At 49.0% G+C, this 17,001-nt stretch carries 18 protein-coding genes; all 18 read left to right on the top strand.

Annotation, left to right across the window (positions count from 1 at the left end; all coding sequences use genetic code 11):
* Window positions 1–4: 4 nt before the first annotated feature.
* A complete protein-coding gene (gene fliM, locus AC0LWN_RS04950) occupies window positions 5–1,003 on the top strand; it encodes a flagellar motor switch protein FliM (RefSeq protein WP_458962632.1) in 999 nt (332 codons plus the stop codon).
* Window positions 993–2,300: a flagellar motor switch phosphatase FliY gene (gene fliY, locus AC0LWN_RS04945; RefSeq protein ID WP_474663445.1), complete on the top strand. Its 1,308-nt coding sequence runs from the start codon at window positions 993–995 to the stop codon at window positions 2,298–2,300. Before fliM ends, fliY begins: the two co-directional genes overlap by 11 nt.
* A gap of 27 nt (window positions 2,301–2,327) precedes the next feature.
* Window positions 2,328–2,693 carry a response regulator gene (locus AC0LWN_RS04940; RefSeq protein ID WP_019910416.1) on the top strand — a complete coding sequence of 122 codons (366 nt, stop codon included), beginning with the start codon at window positions 2,328–2,330 and terminating at the stop codon, window positions 2,691–2,693.
* A gap of 9 nt (window positions 2,694–2,702) precedes the next feature.
* On the top strand, window positions 2,703–3,230 hold the full coding sequence (locus tag AC0LWN_RS04935; RefSeq protein ID WP_458962630.1) for a flagellar biosynthetic protein FliO: 528 nt from the start codon (window positions 2,703–2,705) through the stop codon (window positions 3,228–3,230).
* Window positions 3,227–3,991 (top strand): flagellar type III secretion system pore protein FliP, encoded by a 765-nt coding sequence (fliP, locus tag AC0LWN_RS04930; protein ID WP_458962629.1) that lies wholly within the window; start codon window positions 3,227–3,229, stop codon window positions 3,989–3,991. Before AC0LWN_RS04935 ends, fliP begins: the two co-directional genes overlap by 4 nt.
* Before the next feature lie 22 nt (window positions 3,992–4,013).
* The gene (fliQ, locus tag AC0LWN_RS04925; protein ID WP_019910420.1) at window positions 4,014–4,283 is read left to right on the top strand and encodes a flagellar biosynthesis protein FliQ; all 270 of its coding nucleotides are present in this window, start codon (window positions 4,014–4,016) and stop codon (window positions 4,281–4,283) included.
* A 10-nt stretch (window positions 4,284–4,293) separates the two neighbouring features.
* Window positions 4,294–5,079: a flagellar biosynthetic protein FliR gene (gene fliR / locus AC0LWN_RS04920; protein WP_474663593.1), complete on the top strand. Its 786-nt coding sequence runs from the start codon at window positions 4,294–4,296 to the stop codon at window positions 5,077–5,079.
* A gap of 22 nt (window positions 5,080–5,101) precedes the next feature.
* Complete coding sequence (gene flhB / locus AC0LWN_RS04915; protein WP_458962628.1) at window positions 5,102–6,196, top strand: flagellar biosynthesis protein FlhB; 1,095 nt, start codon at window positions 5,102–5,104, stop codon at window positions 6,194–6,196.
* Between the two features lie 20 nt (window positions 6,197–6,216).
* A complete protein-coding gene (flhA, locus tag AC0LWN_RS04910) occupies window positions 6,217–8,250 on the top strand; it encodes a flagellar biosynthesis protein FlhA (RefSeq protein WP_458962627.1) in 2,034 nt (677 codons plus the stop codon).
* A complete protein-coding gene (flhF, locus tag AC0LWN_RS04905; RefSeq protein ID WP_474663444.1) occupies window positions 8,247–9,677 on the top strand; it encodes a flagellar biosynthesis GTPase FlhF in 1,431 nt (476 codons plus the stop codon). Before flhA ends, flhF begins: the two co-directional genes overlap by 4 nt.
* Window positions 9,674–10,555 (top strand): MinD/ParA family protein, encoded by an 882-nt coding sequence (locus AC0LWN_RS04900; protein ID WP_458962625.1) that lies wholly within the window; start codon window positions 9,674–9,676, stop codon window positions 10,553–10,555. Before flhF ends, AC0LWN_RS04900 begins: the two co-directional genes overlap by 4 nt.
* 35 nt (window positions 10,556–10,590) lie before the next feature.
* Window positions 10,591–11,994 (top strand): protein-glutamate methylesterase/protein-glutamine glutaminase, encoded by a 1,404-nt coding sequence (locus AC0LWN_RS04895; protein WP_474663443.1) that lies wholly within the window; start codon window positions 10,591–10,593, stop codon window positions 11,992–11,994.
* Between the two features lie 34 nt (window positions 11,995–12,028).
* Window positions 12,029–14,104 (top strand): chemotaxis protein CheW, encoded by a 2,076-nt coding sequence (locus AC0LWN_RS04890; protein WP_474663442.1) that lies wholly within the window; start codon window positions 12,029–12,031, stop codon window positions 14,102–14,104.
* Between the two features lie 27 nt (window positions 14,105–14,131).
* Window positions 14,132–14,593 (top strand): chemotaxis protein CheW, encoded by a 462-nt coding sequence (locus tag AC0LWN_RS04885; protein ID WP_019910429.1) that lies wholly within the window; start codon window positions 14,132–14,134, stop codon window positions 14,591–14,593.
* Window positions 14,594–14,629: 36 nt separating this feature from the next.
* Window positions 14,630–15,223, top strand: a complete 594-nt coding sequence (locus AC0LWN_RS04880) for a chemotaxis protein CheC (protein ID WP_474663592.1) — start codon at window positions 14,630–14,632, stop codon at window positions 15,221–15,223.
* Complete coding sequence (locus tag AC0LWN_RS04875; RefSeq protein WP_458962622.1) at window positions 15,216–15,713, top strand: chemotaxis protein CheD; 498 nt, start codon at window positions 15,216–15,218, stop codon at window positions 15,711–15,713. The genes AC0LWN_RS04880 and AC0LWN_RS04875 overlap by 8 nt, the downstream gene beginning before the upstream one ends.
* A gap of 2 nt (window positions 15,714–15,715) precedes the next feature.
* On the top strand, window positions 15,716–16,126 hold the full coding sequence (locus AC0LWN_RS04870; protein WP_474663441.1) for an SHOCT domain-containing protein: 411 nt from the start codon (window positions 15,716–15,718) through the stop codon (window positions 16,124–16,126).
* Window positions 16,127–16,201: 75 nt separating this feature from the next.
* Window positions 16,202–16,990, top strand: coding sequence for a FliA/WhiG family RNA polymerase sigma factor (locus tag AC0LWN_RS04865; protein WP_458962620.1), 789 nt, complete (start codon window positions 16,202–16,204; stop codon window positions 16,988–16,990).
* Window positions 16,991–17,001 lie beyond the last annotated feature (11 nt).

The raw sequence follows: 17,001 nt of genomic DNA, 5'->3' as shown, positions 1-17,001 counted from the left end.
TGAATTGGTTGATGTACTATCACAAAACGAAATAGATGCTCTGCTTGCTGCGCTTTCATCCGGTGAAATGGATGCGGACGAACTTAAAAAAGAGGAAACTCAGAAGAAGATTCGCTCCTATGACTTCAAACGGGCTGTGCGATTTTCGAAAGATCATATCCGCAGTCTTACGCGGATACATGACAACTTCGCTCGCTATCTTACAACGTACTTTTCGGCACAATTACGCACCTTCGTGCAGATCAATGTCGTTCAAGTAGAGCAGCTCCCTTATGATGAGTTTATCCGCTCCATTCCGAAAATGACGATATTGAATATTTTCGAAGCGGAACCGCTTGAAGGCCGAATGGTTATGGAAGTACATCCGAATATCGCCTTTGCCATGCTTGACAGGCTGCTCGGCGGTTTTGGAGCGGCGCCCACCAAGATTAATGCTTTGACTGAGATTGAAACGACTATTATGGAGAGAATTTTTAGCAAATGTTTTGATAGCCTTCAGGAAGCTTGGAAGACAGTGCTTGATATCAATCCCCGGATGGAGGCTTTGGAGACAAATCCTCAATTCATGCAAATTGTATCGCCGAATGAGACGATAGCGCTCATTTCCTTAAGCACCAAGATAGGTGATACGACCGGAATGATCAACCTGTGTATACCTCACGTCGTCCTGGAGCCGATTATGTCCAGACTGTCCGTTCATCAGTGGTTTGTTTCTGAAAAGAAGGTGCGTGATGAGATTGAGCTTGAAGCCATCAGGGCGCGGGTTCATAGAGCGCAACTGCCGATTGTGGCGGAGCTAGGCGAATCGAGGTTATCCATTGCTGAATTTCTCGGACTCAGCGTCGGCGACGTCATTTCACTCAACAGGACTGTGGATTCCGGACTGTCAATCAAAGTGGGCGACAAGCTGAAATTCATCGGAAGTCCTGGAATGATTAAAGAACGTGTGGCTGTGCAAATAGACGAGATTGTCAGCGAAGGAGTTGAAGAGTTTGACGAGTAAAGATTATTTATCCCAAGAAGAAATTGATGCTCTTCTAAGACAGTCAGCGGAAGGGTCAGCTGATCCCACGCCTAAGGAAGTGACTGATTTCTTAACCCCTTTTGAACAGGATGCGCTTGGAGAGATCGGAAACATTACTTTCGGCAGTGCGGCTACTGCGCTCTCCACCCTGCTGGGCAAAAAGGTTGATATTACTACTCCTGAGGTATCCATTATCACCCGCGGAGAATTCGAAGAAGCATTTCCTAAACCACATGTGGCGGTACACGTACAATATGTGGATGGATTCCAGGGCATCAACTCACTCGTTATCAAGATTAGAGATGCCCAGGTTATTGCTGATCTAATGCTCGGCGGCGAAGGAGAGCCTAAGGACGAAGAGCTGAATGAAATACATATCAGCGCCGTTCAGGAAGCGATGAACCAGATGATGGGTTCCTCGGCTACTTCCATGTCGACCATCTTTAACCGTTTTGTCAATATCTCTCCTCCGGGTATTGATATTCTAAATATGTCGAGCGGCGAAGGAGTGGGCAGTCTTCCGGATGATCAGACATTGATTCAAATTTCATTCCGGCTGAAAATCGGAGATCTGATTGATTCCACGCTTATGCAGTTGCTGCCTGTACAGTTTGCAAAGGATATGGTAGCCATGCTGCTAGGAGATGTTAGCCAAGGTGATCAGGAGACCGCTGCAACTGCGACGGAAGCCCCTCCCGCGGCTGCACCTGCCGCACATACACCTGCGCCTGCTCCGGCAGCACCGCCGGTTCAGCAGACGCCTCCACCACAGCCTGGAGGAGTTCCACCGCAGTATCCGCAGCAGGGAACGCCGCCTTATCCGGGAATGCCCGAAGGAGGATATTATTATCCCCCTGCAGGAGTGCCACCTTATGGGATGCCGCCATATGGTATGCCGCCGCAAGGTGCGCCGTACCAGCAGGCTCCGCCTCAGCAGCCAGCTCCAAATCGCAATGTAAATGTACAGCCAGTACAATTTGCTAACCTGAGCGCCGGGGCGTTTGGCAATATTGACGAAAATAATTTGAATTTATTGATGGACATACCACTGAAAGTAACCGTAGAATTAGGAAGGACCCAGAAGCAGATCAAAGATATTCTGGAAATGTCGCAAGGTTCGATTATCGAGCTGGACAAGCTGGCCGGTGAACCTGTCGACATCCTGGTTAACAACAAGCTTATTGCCAAAGGGGAAGTCGTAGTTATCGACGAAAACTTCGGAGTTCGCGTTACGGATATCGTCAGCCAGTGGGACCGAATTCAAAGATTACAATAAAGCATACTTAGGGAGGATTTTGTAAAAATGGCTAATCGAATTCTAATCGTGGACGATGCAGCATTTATGAGAATGATGATCCGTGACATTTTGTCGAAAAACGGATTTGAGGTAGTGGGTGAAGCCCAAGACGGGTCACAGGCTATTGAGAAATTTAAGGAACTGCGTCCTGATTTGATCACGATGGATATCACCATGCCTGAGATGGACGGAATCGCCGCCCTGAAAGAAATCAAAAAAGTGGATGCCAATGCCAAAGTCATCATGTGTTCTGCCATGGGTCAGCAGGCTATGGTAATTGACGCAATCCAAGCGGGTGCCAAGGACTTTATTGTTAAGCCTTTCCAGGCAGACCGTGTTATCGAAGCTATCAACAAAACGCTGGGCGTGTAACAAGAATACATGCCAGCCAGCGTAGAACCGCTAGGAACGGGTAACAACCTGCTGAATTTGTTTTACGTTATTTTTGTCCTTGCGGTAATTATCGTGCTTATAGTGCTGCTCATCCGTTTTCTGGGGCGCCGCAATCAGACCTTGATGAGCGGGCGTTCGATCCGTACGCTTGGTGCTTTGGGCCTTGGGCCGAACAAGTCAATACAGATTATTGAACTCGGAGGCAGCCTCTACCTGATCGGGGTCGGTGAGAATATATCCCAGTTGGATAAAATCACCGATCCGGCTGAGGTAGCGTTGATCATTTCAGCATTTGAGGATCAATCGTCAGGACAAAATAATTTTCTTGCTCAATTTATAGCTAAGATCAGAGCCAAACTTCGCGGAGAGGTACCATCACAGGAAATTGAACTTAATGAAACATCCTCTTTTTACGAGACCTTGCAATCCAAGCTTGCACTTGCCCCAGAGCGCAAGGAGAAGATGGATGAGCTGCTCCGGGAAGATGTGCTTCAGGATGAGTCGAGGGATTTATGAAAAAAAAGCTGATTCTTTCATTTCTGCTGCTTGCTGTATTCGGTGTTGTGCTTTTGCACCCCGTACATGCCGATCCTATACCTAATATAAGCGTTCAGGTCGGCAATAATGATGGATCCAGCAGTGGAACGAGTTCAATTTCCATTCTGCTGCTTACTACCGTACTGAGCGTTGCTCCGGCATTCCTTATCCTGATGACCAGCTTCACCCGGATTGTCATCGTTCTGGGTTTTGTCAGAACCTCGTTAGGTACCCAGCAGATGCCTCCGAACCAGGTGCTTGTCGGATTAGCTTTGTTCCTGACTCTTTTCATAATGTCTCCGACGCTTGCGAAGGTGAATGAGACGGCGCTGCAGCCGTATATGAAGGGGACAATTACTCAAACCGAGGCGCTTAACAAAGCGGCGGACCCCATGAAGGAATTTATGTTCAAACAGACGAACACCAAGGATTTGCTGCTGTTTATGAATTACACCGGCAACAAAGCTTCGGTCAAGCCTGCAACCTACAGTGATATTCCTTTGACGGTGATGGTACCTGCTTTTGCCATTGGTGAGATGAAAAAGGCCTTTATGATGGGCTTTATGATTTTTATTCCTTTTCTGATCATTGATATCGTGGTAGCGAGTACGCTGATGGCCATGGGGATGATGATGCTGCCTCCGGTCATGATTTCATTACCTTTCAAAATAATGCTCTTTGTACTGGTAGACGGGTGGTACTTAGTCGTTAAATCACTGCTGTTAAGCTTTAACACCTGAGATTCAAGAGGAGGCATAAGGGATGAATACGGAGTTTATTATCGGTCTAGCAGGCCAAGCCGTATATTTAGTGCTCGAAACAAGCGCTCCCATGCTGATTCTTGGTCTGGTGGTAGGTTTGATTATCAGTATTTTCCAAGCTACAACCCAGATTCAAGAGCAGACCTTGGCGTTTGTTCCTAAGATTGTCGCTGTTTTGCTTGCTTTGCTGCTGTTTGGGCCGTGGATCATCACAAAAATGGTAGACTTCACCAGCCAAATTTTGGGCAATCTCAATATGTATATCGGTTGAAGCTATGGATATGGAGACCCTGCTGCAAAGTTTTCCCGTCTTTCTGTTGATTTTTTGTCGAATTTCAGCCTTTTTTGTTGTAATCCCGGTGTTCTCTTCGCAAAGTGTGCCGGCAACGTTCAAAATCGGACTTTCCTTTTTTGTTGCTTTGGTCGTCTTCAGCTCCAGAGGAGCAGGGATTACTGTTCCGCAGGATTTGACTTATATTTTGCTGATTGCCAGAGAGGTCTTAATTGGTCTGCTGTTAGGGTTTATTGGGTATCTGATGTTCATGGCGATTCAGACGGCCGGCTCTTTCATTGATATTCAGATCGGCTTCGGGATTGCGAATGTTATTGATCCTATGACCGGCGCATCGGCACCTATCATCGGCAACTTCAAATATATGATCGCCCTGCTGATGTTTCTGAGTATGAACGGACATCATTATTTATTGAATGCTATCGTTTACAGCTACGATTGGATTCCTATTGATAATGCTCTGTTTATGAAAATGATAGATGGGAGCCTTTCAGAGTTTCTGATACGCACTTTTGCACAGTCATTTATTCTGGCCTTTCAAATGTCGGCCCCATTAGTTACAGCTTTATTTCTTACAGATGTTGGTCTTGCTTTTCTGGCGAGAACTGCGCCGCAATATAATGTATTCGTCATCGGGGTACCCCTCAAAATTATCGTAGGCCTTGCGCTGCTTCTTTTACTGATGCCGGGTCTGGCCATGCTGTTCCAGAACCTCTTCGACATTATGTTTGAGTCCATGCACAATTTGCTGGGCCTTGTAGGGAAGAGTCCTTAGGTGACTGTAAAGGGAGAGAGCGATGCCGAAGATGAAACATTATAAACTCAATCTTCAGCATTTCGGGGGAGACAAGACAGAAAAGGCAACCCCGAAGAAACGGCAGGATGCCCGTAAAAAGGGTCAGGTGGCCAAAAGCGCGGAGCTGTCCGGGGCGGTTGTTCTGTTATCAGCCTTAATAACGCTGACCTTGTTCGGCGGTTTTATGAAGGAACGGTTCGTTACACTGTACATGGATGTCTTTCAGAACCGCATGATGATGGAAGTGACTCCCGAGAATGTGACCGTGATGTTCAAGCATTATGGCTTGCAAATACTGATTCTCCTGGCGCCGCTGCTCGGCATCACCTTTGTGCTTGCTCTTGTAGTGAATTTAGCCCAGGTGGGCTTTATGGCAACAGGCGAAGGGATCACTCCCAAGTTCAGCAAGATCAACCCAATCAAAGGCTTCAAAAATATTTTCTCCATGCGTTCATTTGTTGAGTTCCTGAAATCCATCTTTAAGCTGGTTGTGATTGCTTATCTGGTATACAGCACGCTCTGGGGAGAGAAGGACAGCTTCGCTTCTCTGTCTCACGTAAGTGCCGAAGGAGTATACCGGTTTGCTGCAAAAATGACCTTGAATCTAGGCATCAAAATTGGAGCGGCTTTGCTGATTATGGCTGTTCTTGACTACATATATCAAAAGTATGAGCATGAGAAAAGCTTGAAGATGTCGAAGCAGGAAATCAAGGATGAATACAAAAAGATGGAGGGTGACCCGCTCATTAAAGGCAAGATCAGGGAGCGCCAACGCAGAATGGCCATGCAGCGGATGATGCAGGAGGTTCCAAAAGCCGATGTAATCATTACCAACCCGACGCATTTTGCAGTTGCCCTGAAATATGATGGTTCCAAAATGGAGGCTCCGCAGATTATAGCCAAGGGCCAGGACTATGTGGCGCTTCGCATCCGGGAGCTGGCTAAGGAGCATGGTGTTGTGACTATGGAGAACAAGCCGCTGGCACGGGCATTATTCCAAAGGGCGGAAATCGGTGATACTGTTCCTGCTGATCTGTTCCAGGCGGTTGCTGAAGTGCTAGCGTATGTATACAAGCTTAAAGGCAAGAGGAGATAAGCCGGGGGAGGTTAAGGACATTGAAGACTAGAGATCTTACAGTTTTACTGGGTGTTATCGGCATTGTGCTTATGATGATTCTGCCCATCCCGGCTTGGCTTCTGGATGTACTGCTAATTATCAATATTTCAATCGCCCTAACCATCATTTTGGTCGCAATGAATACGAAGGACCCGCTTCAGTTCTCGATTTTCCCCTCACTGCTTCTGATCACAACCTTGTTCCGGCTTGCGCTGAACATCTCTACTACTAAGCTGATTCTTTCTGATGGTCATGCAGGTGAAGTAGTGGCAACGTTCGGAAGTTGGATAGCGCGAGGACAGATTGCCATTGGGTTTATCGTGTTCCTGATACTAGTGGTTGTGCAGTTCATCGTTATTACCAAAGGTTCAGAGCGCGTTGCCGAGGTAGGCGCCCGGTTTACACTCGATGCAATGCCCGGCAAGCAGATGAGTATTGATGCTGACCTGAACGCCGGAATGATCAATGAACAGCAGGCCCGGGAACGCCGGCGCAATGTTGAACGTGAAGCGGACTTTTTCGGGGCCATGGACGGTGCAAGTAAGTTTGTTAAGGGAGACGCTATCGCCAGCATCATCATCCTGCTGATTAACCTGATCGGCGGATTTATTATCGGGGTTGCTGTACACGGCAAGCCTTTTCAAGAGGCCTTGTCAACATACTCGGTACTGACAATTGGGGATGGTCTCGTCAGCCAAATTCCTGCACTGCTGATTTCAACGGCTTCAGGGCTGATTGTTACCCGCGCCGCTTCCGAAGGGAATCTGGCAGAGGATTTGACAGGACAATTATTGTCTTACCCTAAGCTTCTTTACATTGTTGCAGTAACCATCGCCTTTCTGGGCTTCTTCACTCCGATCACCGTATTGTCTACTCTGCCGCTTGCGGGGCTAATGGCATATGCGGCTTATAGCATGAGTCAAAAGGCAAACCGAAAACAGATTGCCGAAGAACAGCTAGTCGAAGAGAAGCAGATCGAGGAAGTGCGGAGTCCAGAGAGTGTAATCAATTTGCTGACTGTCGATCCTATCGAATTCGAGTTCGGATATGGGCTTATTCCTCTGGCCGATACAGGGCAAGGCGGGGATTTGCTTGACCGGATCATTATGATCAGGCGGCAATGTGCACTGGAAATGGGACTTGTTGTTCCGGTTATCCGAATTCGCGACAATATTCAACTAAAACCGAATGAATATGTCATCAAAATTAAAGGAAATAACGTAGGCGGCGGTGAATTATTACTTAATCACTATCTTGCCATGAGTCCCGGGTATGATGATGAGTCTATTAACGGTATTGAGACTGTGGAACCATCCTTTGGTTTGCCGGCGTTATGGATTGACGAATCGGTAAAAGAGCGGGCGGAGCTATCCGGCTACACTGTAGTTGATCCTCCATCTGTTGTGGCTACCCATTTGACAGAGCTCATCAAACGTTATGGACATGAGCTGCTTGGACGCCAGGAAACGAAACAACTGGTTGATAATCTCCGTGAGAATTATCCCGTGCTGGTGGACGAGCTTATTCCTTCAGTGCTGGCGATTGGAGATGTCCAAAAGGTGCTTGGCAAGCTTCTGCGTGAGAAGATTTCGATTCGCGATCTGGTAACAATTTTCGAGACATTGGCGGATTACGGCACCTATACCAAAGACCCTGATATACTGACCGAATATGTCCGCCAGGCACTCTCCAGACAGATTACCCAGCAATTCTCCCAGTCCGGAGAAACGCTCCGGGTAATTACAGTTGGACCTAATCTGGAAAAGAAAATCTCCGAAAGCGTGCAGCAGACGGAGCAGGGCAGCTATCTGGCGCTTGATCCTGTATCAACACAGACGGTCTATCAGCGGCTTACCGAGCAGATCAATCGTCTTCTTCAATCAGGACAGCAGCCGATTGTGCTGACATCGCCGACCATCCGGATGTATTTGCGCCAGGTGATAGAGCGGACAATGCAGGATATTCCGGTGTTGTCCTATAGCGAACTGGAGCCTAATATTGAAATCCAAAGCGTTGGGGTGGTGAACTTATGAGAGTGAAGCGTTATGTGGTCGATACGATGCCTGACGCCATGCAGTCCATCCGCAGCGAGCTGGGAAGCGATGCCGTGATCTTGAGCACAAAGGAGATTAAGGTCGGCGGGTTTATGGGAATGTTTCAAAAGAAAAAAATTGAGGTTGTCGCCGCAGTCGAAAATACCAAAAAGCCTGGAGCGTTAGACAAGCCGCTGGCAGCCCCTCAGAACATTCCCCGCAGTGCGGTCCCGCAAGCCTATCAAAAAGCCGCCGGAACTTCGGCACCGGCGGCTTCAGGTGCAAATGAGCTAGTAGGGGCCGCTCCTGCAAATGAGGCAGCGGCTAAACGGGCTTTTGCCGAGATTGCTGCCGCCTTGTCTGAAGCCTCCGAACCAAGCGGGGCTGTTGCTGTTCTGCCAATGCCTCACGAGGAGGATGTCTCAGCGGAATATGCGGAAGACAAGAGTGATGTGCAGCCCCTATCGTCTTCCAAGGCAGGCCCGCTAAGCGAGCCGGTCCTTGATGAAGCTGCGGGAAGAGAATTAGCCTCAGCTAGCGTTTCAAAGGCGGATAGTGATGTACTCCGGGAAATTCGTGATATGAAGCACTGGATGGAACGGATTGCCCGCTACTCTGCAGGGGCTGTGGAGCTTCCGGAGCGGCTGGAGCTACTGAAAGACCGCCTCATTGAGCAGGAGACGGATACCGTGCTGATGGATGAGTGGATCAGCAATGTTTTTGAACGCTGGAACGATGAGGGCCGCACTTGGACTGAGGAGAAATTCAGCGAAATGCTGGAAGCGCAGGTGGATGGCTTTTTATCCGGGCGTATTGCAAATGGCATTGCACCGGATACGCGGATTGTGTATATTGCCGGCCCGACAGGAGTAGGCAAGACGACAACAATTGCCAAGCTGGCTGCAGAGCAACTGTTCAAGCAAGGCCGCAAGGTGGGGCTCATTACGTCGGATACGTACCGCATCTCCGCTGTAGAGCAGCTGCGCACGTATGCCGCCATTCTGAATATGCCTTTGGAGGTTGTTCAGTCACCCGGCGATTTACAGAGAGCTTTGTTCCGGCTCGAGAGCTGTGATCTTGTGTTAATGGATACAGCAGGCCGCAATTACAGGAATGAAATGCTGGTTGCTGAACTTCAGAGCCTGCTGGCCAAGGAGCTTAAGAGTGAAACTATTCTGGTGCTTAGCCTGACCTCCAAAAGCCGTGATATGAAAATGATTGCTGAGCATTTTGGCCGTTATCAGCTCGATAAGGTGATTTTTACGAAGCTGGATGAGACGGGAAGCTATGGACCGCTTTTCAATGTCCTGAATGATTTCCCGCTTAAGCTTTCATATATAACCAACGGCCAGAATGTTCCCGACGATTTGCTCACAGCTACTAAGGAGCAGTTGCGCGGGATGCTTTTGGGAACAGGGGGCATGTGATGGATCAGGCGCAATCCTTAAGGCAGCTTGTATCCAGCCAGGATCCCAGACGCGTACTCGGGGGCGGGAATTCCGCCCGGATTATTACCGTTTGCAGCGGAAAGGGTGGTGTCGGCAAGTCGAATTTCACACTGAATTTTGCACTCGCACTCAAAGCGATGGGCAAAAAGGTGCTTTTGTTCGATGCCGATATTGGAATGGCCAATATAGACGTGCTTATGGGTGTGTCGGCAAAATACAATCTTTATCATTTGTTAAAAAGAGAAGCGGAAATCGGGCAGATCATTCAAAACGGTCCGAACGGGCTTCCTTTTATCGCAGGCGGTTCAGGAATGGATGAGTTATTTTCGCTTTCAGAGGCGGATTTAAGCTACTTTACAGACCAGATTGCAAGGATTGCTGACACGATGGATTTTATCCTGTTTGACACAGGGGCGGGACTTTCCAAAGAAACGATGAAGTTCATTACTTCTGCGGATGACTGCCTGGTGGTGACAACTCCTGAGCCTACCGCAATAACGGATGCTTATGCATTGATGAAGGTAGTGAATAATTCCCATCCCGAGATTCCATTCAAGCTGATTGTCAATCAGGCGGGGGATGAGAGAGAGGCAAGAGGCACCAGTGAAAAAATCCGAATGGCTGCAAGCCGCTTTCTGAATCTGGATATTCCCTTTCTCGGATTTATTAGCAGCGACACTCATGTAGTGCAAGCAGTAAAAAAGCAAATTCCATTCTCGGTGGCTTTTCCGAACAGTGCGGCAGCCAAAGATGTGCAACGCCTAGCGTTTAGCTATCTGGCCGCTGATTCGGCGGACATCACTAAAGTACAAGGCATCAAGGGATTCATCAATAAGTGGTTGAAGCGAAAACAATAATTGTTCTGAATTTGAGGAACAGAGGTGGAAATGATATGAAGCCATATCAGGTGTTGGTCGTTGATGATTCTGCATTTATGCGCAAAATCATTTCCGATTTGATTGAAAGTGACGCTAATTTTCAGGTGACGGCAACGGCATCAAACGGCCGGGAAGCTATTGAGAAGGTAAATGCGCTTTCCCCGGATCTGGTAACCATGGATGTGGAGATGCCGGAAATGAACGGCCTGGAGGCGCTCAAGATCATTATGGCCCAGCGTCCATTGCCGGTAATTATGTTATCTGGTATCAATGAAAAAGGCATGAAGGAAACGATTCTGGCATTGGAGTGGGGGGCTTTTGATTTTATCCGCAAGCCGTCCATCTCTAACTCACAGGATATAATGGCCGTAGGGGAGTCGCTCAGAGAGCAAATGAAAGAAGCTATGCTGGCCCGCCAGCAGCGTGAAGCCAGAGCTTCCTCCCTTAAAGCGCCTGAGAGTCCTGCTGCAGAGACGAGAGTGCCGGCTGAGCCTGTTCGCGAGCCTGCAAGACGGACCCTGGAGCCTCCGAAGAAAGCACCGGAGCTTCCACGTAAGTCATCAGTTGAGCAAACGAAGCTAAAACCGGAGACGAGGCTCACTCCTGAGAAGGATACAAAGGGGAAAACTCCAGGCAGAATTGCTGCTGAAAAGACTCCTTCTCAAGACTTAACCAAGGCGTCGCCTGCTGCCCCGCCGCCGGCTTCTGAGAAGCTTAGAAATCGCACCAGAACCGAAGCTAAGCCGGCATTTCCTGAAGCTCGTCCTGTGCCTGAAACGGCATCCGGTGCATTTAATGACCCTCCTGCAGTTGCGGCCGACCGCAAGCCTGCGAGTAAAGGGCTGCGCAAACTGGTCGCCGTTGGCTGCTCCACAGGCGGCCCGCGTGCCCTAAAGGCATTCCTGGAGAACATTCCGGCGGATTTCCCGGCTCCGATTGTCATTGTGCAGCACATGCCGCCCAATTTCACCAAATCGCTGGCTCAGCGTCTGAATACCTTCAGTCCGCTTGATGTAGCGGAAGCGGAGCAGGGGATGATCTTAAGGCAAGGAGCAGCTTACATTGCTCCGGGGGGCTATCATCTCAAGGTTGTTCCGTCAGCCGGCGGCCAGTATGCCATCGACCTTACGAAGGAGGAAGCCCGCAATGGACATCGTCCATCTGTGGACACGCTGTTCGAGTCGATTTTGCCGCTTACTTCACTGGAGCGCCATGCAGTGATTATGACAGGGATGGGCAGTGACGGTGCCAAAATGATGAAAGCACTCTACGATTCGGGTGTTACATCTACCTTTGCCGAAAGTGAAGAAACCTGTGTGGTTTACGGGATGCCGCGGTCTGCGGTGGAATTGCAGTGCGTTAGACATGTCCTGCCGTTGCAAGAAATTGCTCCAAGGCTGGTGCAAGCCGTAAAATAATGGAAAAGCGAACTTGAAGGGGAGGTGCCCGCTCATGGACATGAATCAATATTTATCCATGTTTATTGATGAGTCAAATGATCATCTGCAGTCATTGAATGAAAATATGATGGGGCTGGAAGCAAATCCTGAAGATCTAAGTATTGTACAGGTCATTTTCCGCTCCGCACATACCTTAAAGGGCATGGCGGCTACAATGGGTTTTGAGGATTTGGCTTCACTTACGCACCAAATGGAGAATGTTCTGGACTTGGTGCGCAACAACAAGCTGCGGATGCAGGATTTCATTTTTGACACGCTTTTCAAAAGTCTGGACGCCCTGGAATCCATGGTACAGGACATTACAAGCGGAGGAGCAGGCAAGGCCGATGTCTCGGCAATTGTAGCTGCTCTGCAGGCCATTGTCCGGGGCGAGGTTCCTGCCGCTGCTGGAGCTGCTGCCGAGGTTACTGCTGCTGCGCCCCAAAATGCGGCAAACGCTCCGGTATTTCTCGATGAGTTCCAATACTCGGTTCTGGAGCAGTCGTTGCAGGAAGGCCACAAGGTCCTGTACGTGGATGTAGCCATCCGTACGGATTGTCAGCTTAAGGCCGTGCGTGCTTATATGGTCTTTGATCTCCTGGAGCGTTCTGGAGAGGTCGTCAAATCCTTCCCTTCGGTTCAGGACATTGAGCAGGAGAAGTTCGATTACAGCTTCTCCCTCTATTACATAACTCAAAAGGAAGCAAGCGAGATTCAGGCGATGATACTGAATCTGTCAGAGATCGACAAGGTTACTGCAGTGGCTCTCGATCAGGAATCCTTGCGTCAAATGGGACAAGATTCGGTAGCGGCAACCGCCGAGGCGCCCGCTCCAGTTAAAGAAGCAGCCTCTGCATCCGCCCCGAGCACTCCGGCTTCTGCGGCACCTGCCAAAGAAGAAACAGCCAAAGCTGCACCAGCCAGAACCGGCGCAGCGCCTTCCCGGACAATTCGTGTGGATATTGAGCGGCTGGACGTGCTGATGAACCTGTTCAGCGAACTGCTGATCGACCGTGTCCGTCTGGAACAGCTTGCTTCCGAAGTGCAAAATACCGATCTTACAGAAACGGTTGAGCATATGGGCCGGGTCAGCGGCGATCTGCAGAATATCGTCATGAAGCTGCGCATGGTTCCGGTAGATACCGTGTTTAACCGTTTCCCGCGGATGATTCGCGACCTCGCGAAATCGCTGGATAAAAAGGTTGACCTGATCATTACCGGTGCTGAAACAGAGCTGGACCGCACGGTCATTGATGAAATCGGAGACCCGCTGGTGCATTTGCTGCGCAATGCAGTCGATCACGGTATTGAATCCATTCCTGACCGTATTGCCGCCGGCAAGCCGGAGACAGGTACGGTTAATCTGCGCGCCTTCCATAGCGGCAACCATGTCTTTATCGAAATTGAAGAAGACGGGACAGGCATTTATCCGCAGAAGGTCTTGAAGTCCGCTGTGAAAAAGGGTGTAATTACCCAGGAGCAGGCTGCGGCCATGTCGGATGACGAAGCTTATCAGATGCTGTTCGCCCCTGGCTTCAGTACGGCGGAAGTCATCTCCGACGTGTCCGGCCGCGGAGTCGGACTGGACGTAGTAAAGTCGAAGATCGCTTCGCTGGGCGGGAACGTAACCATCTATTCCACTCCGGGCAAGGGTACCAACTTCTCGGTTCAGCTTCCGTTGACCCTGTCAATAATCGCGGCAATGCTGGTTCGGATTGGCGCCGAGAAGTACGCTATTCCGCTCTCGTCCATTGTTGAGACGGGAATTGTGAAGCAATCCCAGATTCGTACCATTCACGGGAACAAAATGATGGAATTCCGTAACAGCCATATTCCGATCGTTTCACTCAGCAAGATTTTTTCAATACCGGATTATGATGAAAGCACCGAAGAGGAAACCGAAATTGTGGTTATTCGCAAGGGAGACCGTCTGGTAGCCCTGGCGGTGCAGGATTTCATCGGACAGAACGAAATTGTAATTAAGAATCTCGGCAAATATTTGCCGGAGGTTCAAGGCATTTCCGGCGCTACTATTCTTGGTGACGGACAAGTCGCACTCATTATTGATCCGAATGCTTTTATTAAATAATTAGGATAGAACAGGGAGGTTCATTCCATGGCTGAAGATATCAAGGTGATTGTGTTCAAACTAGGATCTGAAGAATATGGCATTGAGGTCGAAAAAGTTCAAACCATTGAGCGTATGATGCCGATTACCCGTGTACCGAAAACCTATGCATTTATCAAAGGGGTTATCAACTTGCGCGGTGTGGTCATTCCTGTTATTGATCTCCGCGGCCGGTTCGGCATTGCAGAGGCGGAACATACGGATCAGACACGCATTATCATCGTAGCTGTGAATGAAATGGAAGTAGGCTTCATCGTAGATTCAGCAAATGACGTTATTGACTTGAACCGGGATTCCATTGATACACCTCCGGATGTTGTAGGTGGCATCAAAGCGAAATACTTGGACGGGGTGGCGAAAATCGGAGAAGACCGTCTGCTGATTATGCTCAACTTGACCGAAGTGTTGAACAAGAGCGAAATCGTGCAGTTGGAAAGTCTTGAGGGCTAACCTGTGGAGCTATTCAAAAACTTCAAGGATTTCAAAATGGATGTACTTAAGGAAGTGGGGAATATCGGAGCCGGCAACGCTGCCACCGCGTTATCGCAGCTCCTGAACAAGCCGATTGATATGGCAGTTCCTAAGGTGCAACTGCTAAGCTTTGAAGAAATTACCGACAAGGTAGGCGGAGCAGAGGAACTGGTGTATGCTGTGTTCCTGCGTGTTGAAGGCGAAGCTCCGGGCAACCTGTTTTTCATTCTTACACCGGAAGCGGCGATGAACCTTCTTAGCAGGGTAGCAGGCATCGAGCTTTCGAACGAGGGAGAACTGGGGGAGATGGAGCTTTCTGCACTGAGCGAAATCGGCAATATTTTGGCAGGCTCCTATCTGTCTTCTCTAGCGGACTTCACTTCCCTTTCAATGTATCCGACTGTTCCTGCACTGGCTATGGATATGGCTGGAGCGATTCTGAGCTATGGTCTGCTGCAGTTCGGGCAAATGGGGGATGATGCTTTGCTCATTGACACAACTTTTCTTGAAGGGCAGAATGAAATCGAAGGGCAATTTTTCCTTATTCCCGATCCGGAATCTTTCCCGAAAATCTTCAAATCTTTAGGAGTACCTTTTGAAAATGATTGAAGAACAAAGCATAATAAAAGTAGGCATGGCGGATCTCAACGTAGGCAGTCAAGACAGTCTTGTCCGTACAACCGGTCTTGGCTCCTGCGTAGGCCTTACTATGTTCGATCCTGGAATGAAGCTGGCGGGGATGGCGCACGTAATGCTGCCCTCGTCAGACATCGCCCGGGATGGACAGATGAATATCGCCAAATTTGCGGATACCGCCGTGCCGGAGCTCTTATCCCGCCTGCTTGCGCTTGGAGCAGTCCGGAGCCGTATCGTGGCCAAGATGGCCGGAGGCTCACAGATGTTTGCTTTTGCCGGGGGGAGTGACACCATGAGGATCGGGCCTCGAAATGTGGAATCCTGCAAGCTTGCTCTGGAGGCTTTGAAAATTCCGTTGATTGCGGAAGACACAGGCGGCAATTTTGGCCGTACGATAGAAATCGCCTGCAACACCGGAGTACTCTATATCCGCAGTGTGCAAAAAGGCACTAAGGAAATATAGCGATGAATCGAAAAATTTTGCTGAGTCTGTTGGTCGGATTGATTGGCTTTGTATTTACTTTTCTTACGAATTACGGGCATAATTTACTTGGGACCAGCCTGATTCGGGGGATGTTTGGGTTTATTGTCTGGTTTCTGCTTGCTTTCCTCTTGATATTGGTAGTGAGCTTTATTATGAAGCAATCCGGTACTTCGGAAAGCCTCGGGGAAAATCCCAGCGCTGAGGCAATTGGGGCCAAGCTTGATATTACTACTCCGGATGAGGACGAGGAATTAATAAACCTGCTGAAGCAGACGCCGGGAGAAGGGGGCGAGGGCAGTGGTGGATTTATGCCGCTGCAGCCTCCAAAGCTGGTTTCTATGAAAGATCCTGAAGAATTGGCCAAGGCCGTTCGTCACCTGAAAGAAGAATAAGCGGGTCCTGTGGCGAAGCGGTTATTTTGTACCGCAATATGCCCGCTGACTAAACTTTGGGAAGGGTGAAAGCCGTTGAACGAGCAAAAAGCTACTCAATCGGAAACTGACGAGCTCTGGGAACAGTGGAAAGTGCACGGAAACCCTGAGGCCAAAAAAAAGCTGATTGAGAGTTACCTCCATATAGTTGATTACGTATCCAGCCGTTTGGCAGTGGGACTGCCCAAAAATGTATCAAAGGAAGATTTGGCCAGCAATGGTGTAATGGGATTGATTGATGCCATGGAGAAGTTCGATTACAAACGCGGGTTTCAATTCCAGACCTATGCTTCTTGGCGTGTCCGTGGGGCGATTCTTGATTCTTTGCGGCAAAGCGACTGGGTTCCCAGATCCGTGCGGGAAAAAGCCAAAAAGATCGAAGATGCGTATCAGCAGTTGGAACAGAAATATTTAAGATCTGTCAGTGACGAGGAAATGAGCGAATATCTGAATATTACGGAGTCGGAATTTCAAAATATGCTCCAGGATGTAGCGGTTATGTCACTCTGCTCGTTGGAGGATCCTATTCGTGAAGAAGAATCAGAGACCCGCATGTCCATATTGGTGGACGATAAAGCCAAGAATCCGGATCGTAAAGTAAATGAGTTTTATTTGCGCGATACCCTGACCAAAGGCATCGAGAAACTAACAGTGAAAGAACGGACAGTAGTGTCCCTTTTATATTATGAAGATTTGTCTTTGAGCGAGATCGCCGAGGTGATGTCACTGTCGCCTTCACGGATTTCGCAGCTTCATTCGAAAGCCATTTTGCGGCTGAGAGGGACGCTTGAGAAAAATCGCGATCTTCTCATGCAAAATGATTAACCGGGCGACGG

It is taken from the genome of Paenibacillus sp. sgz302115 (genome assembly GCF_056120445.1).
Note: the sequence above shows the minus strand (reverse complement) of the source record. Positions and strands in the feature narration are given on the sequence as shown.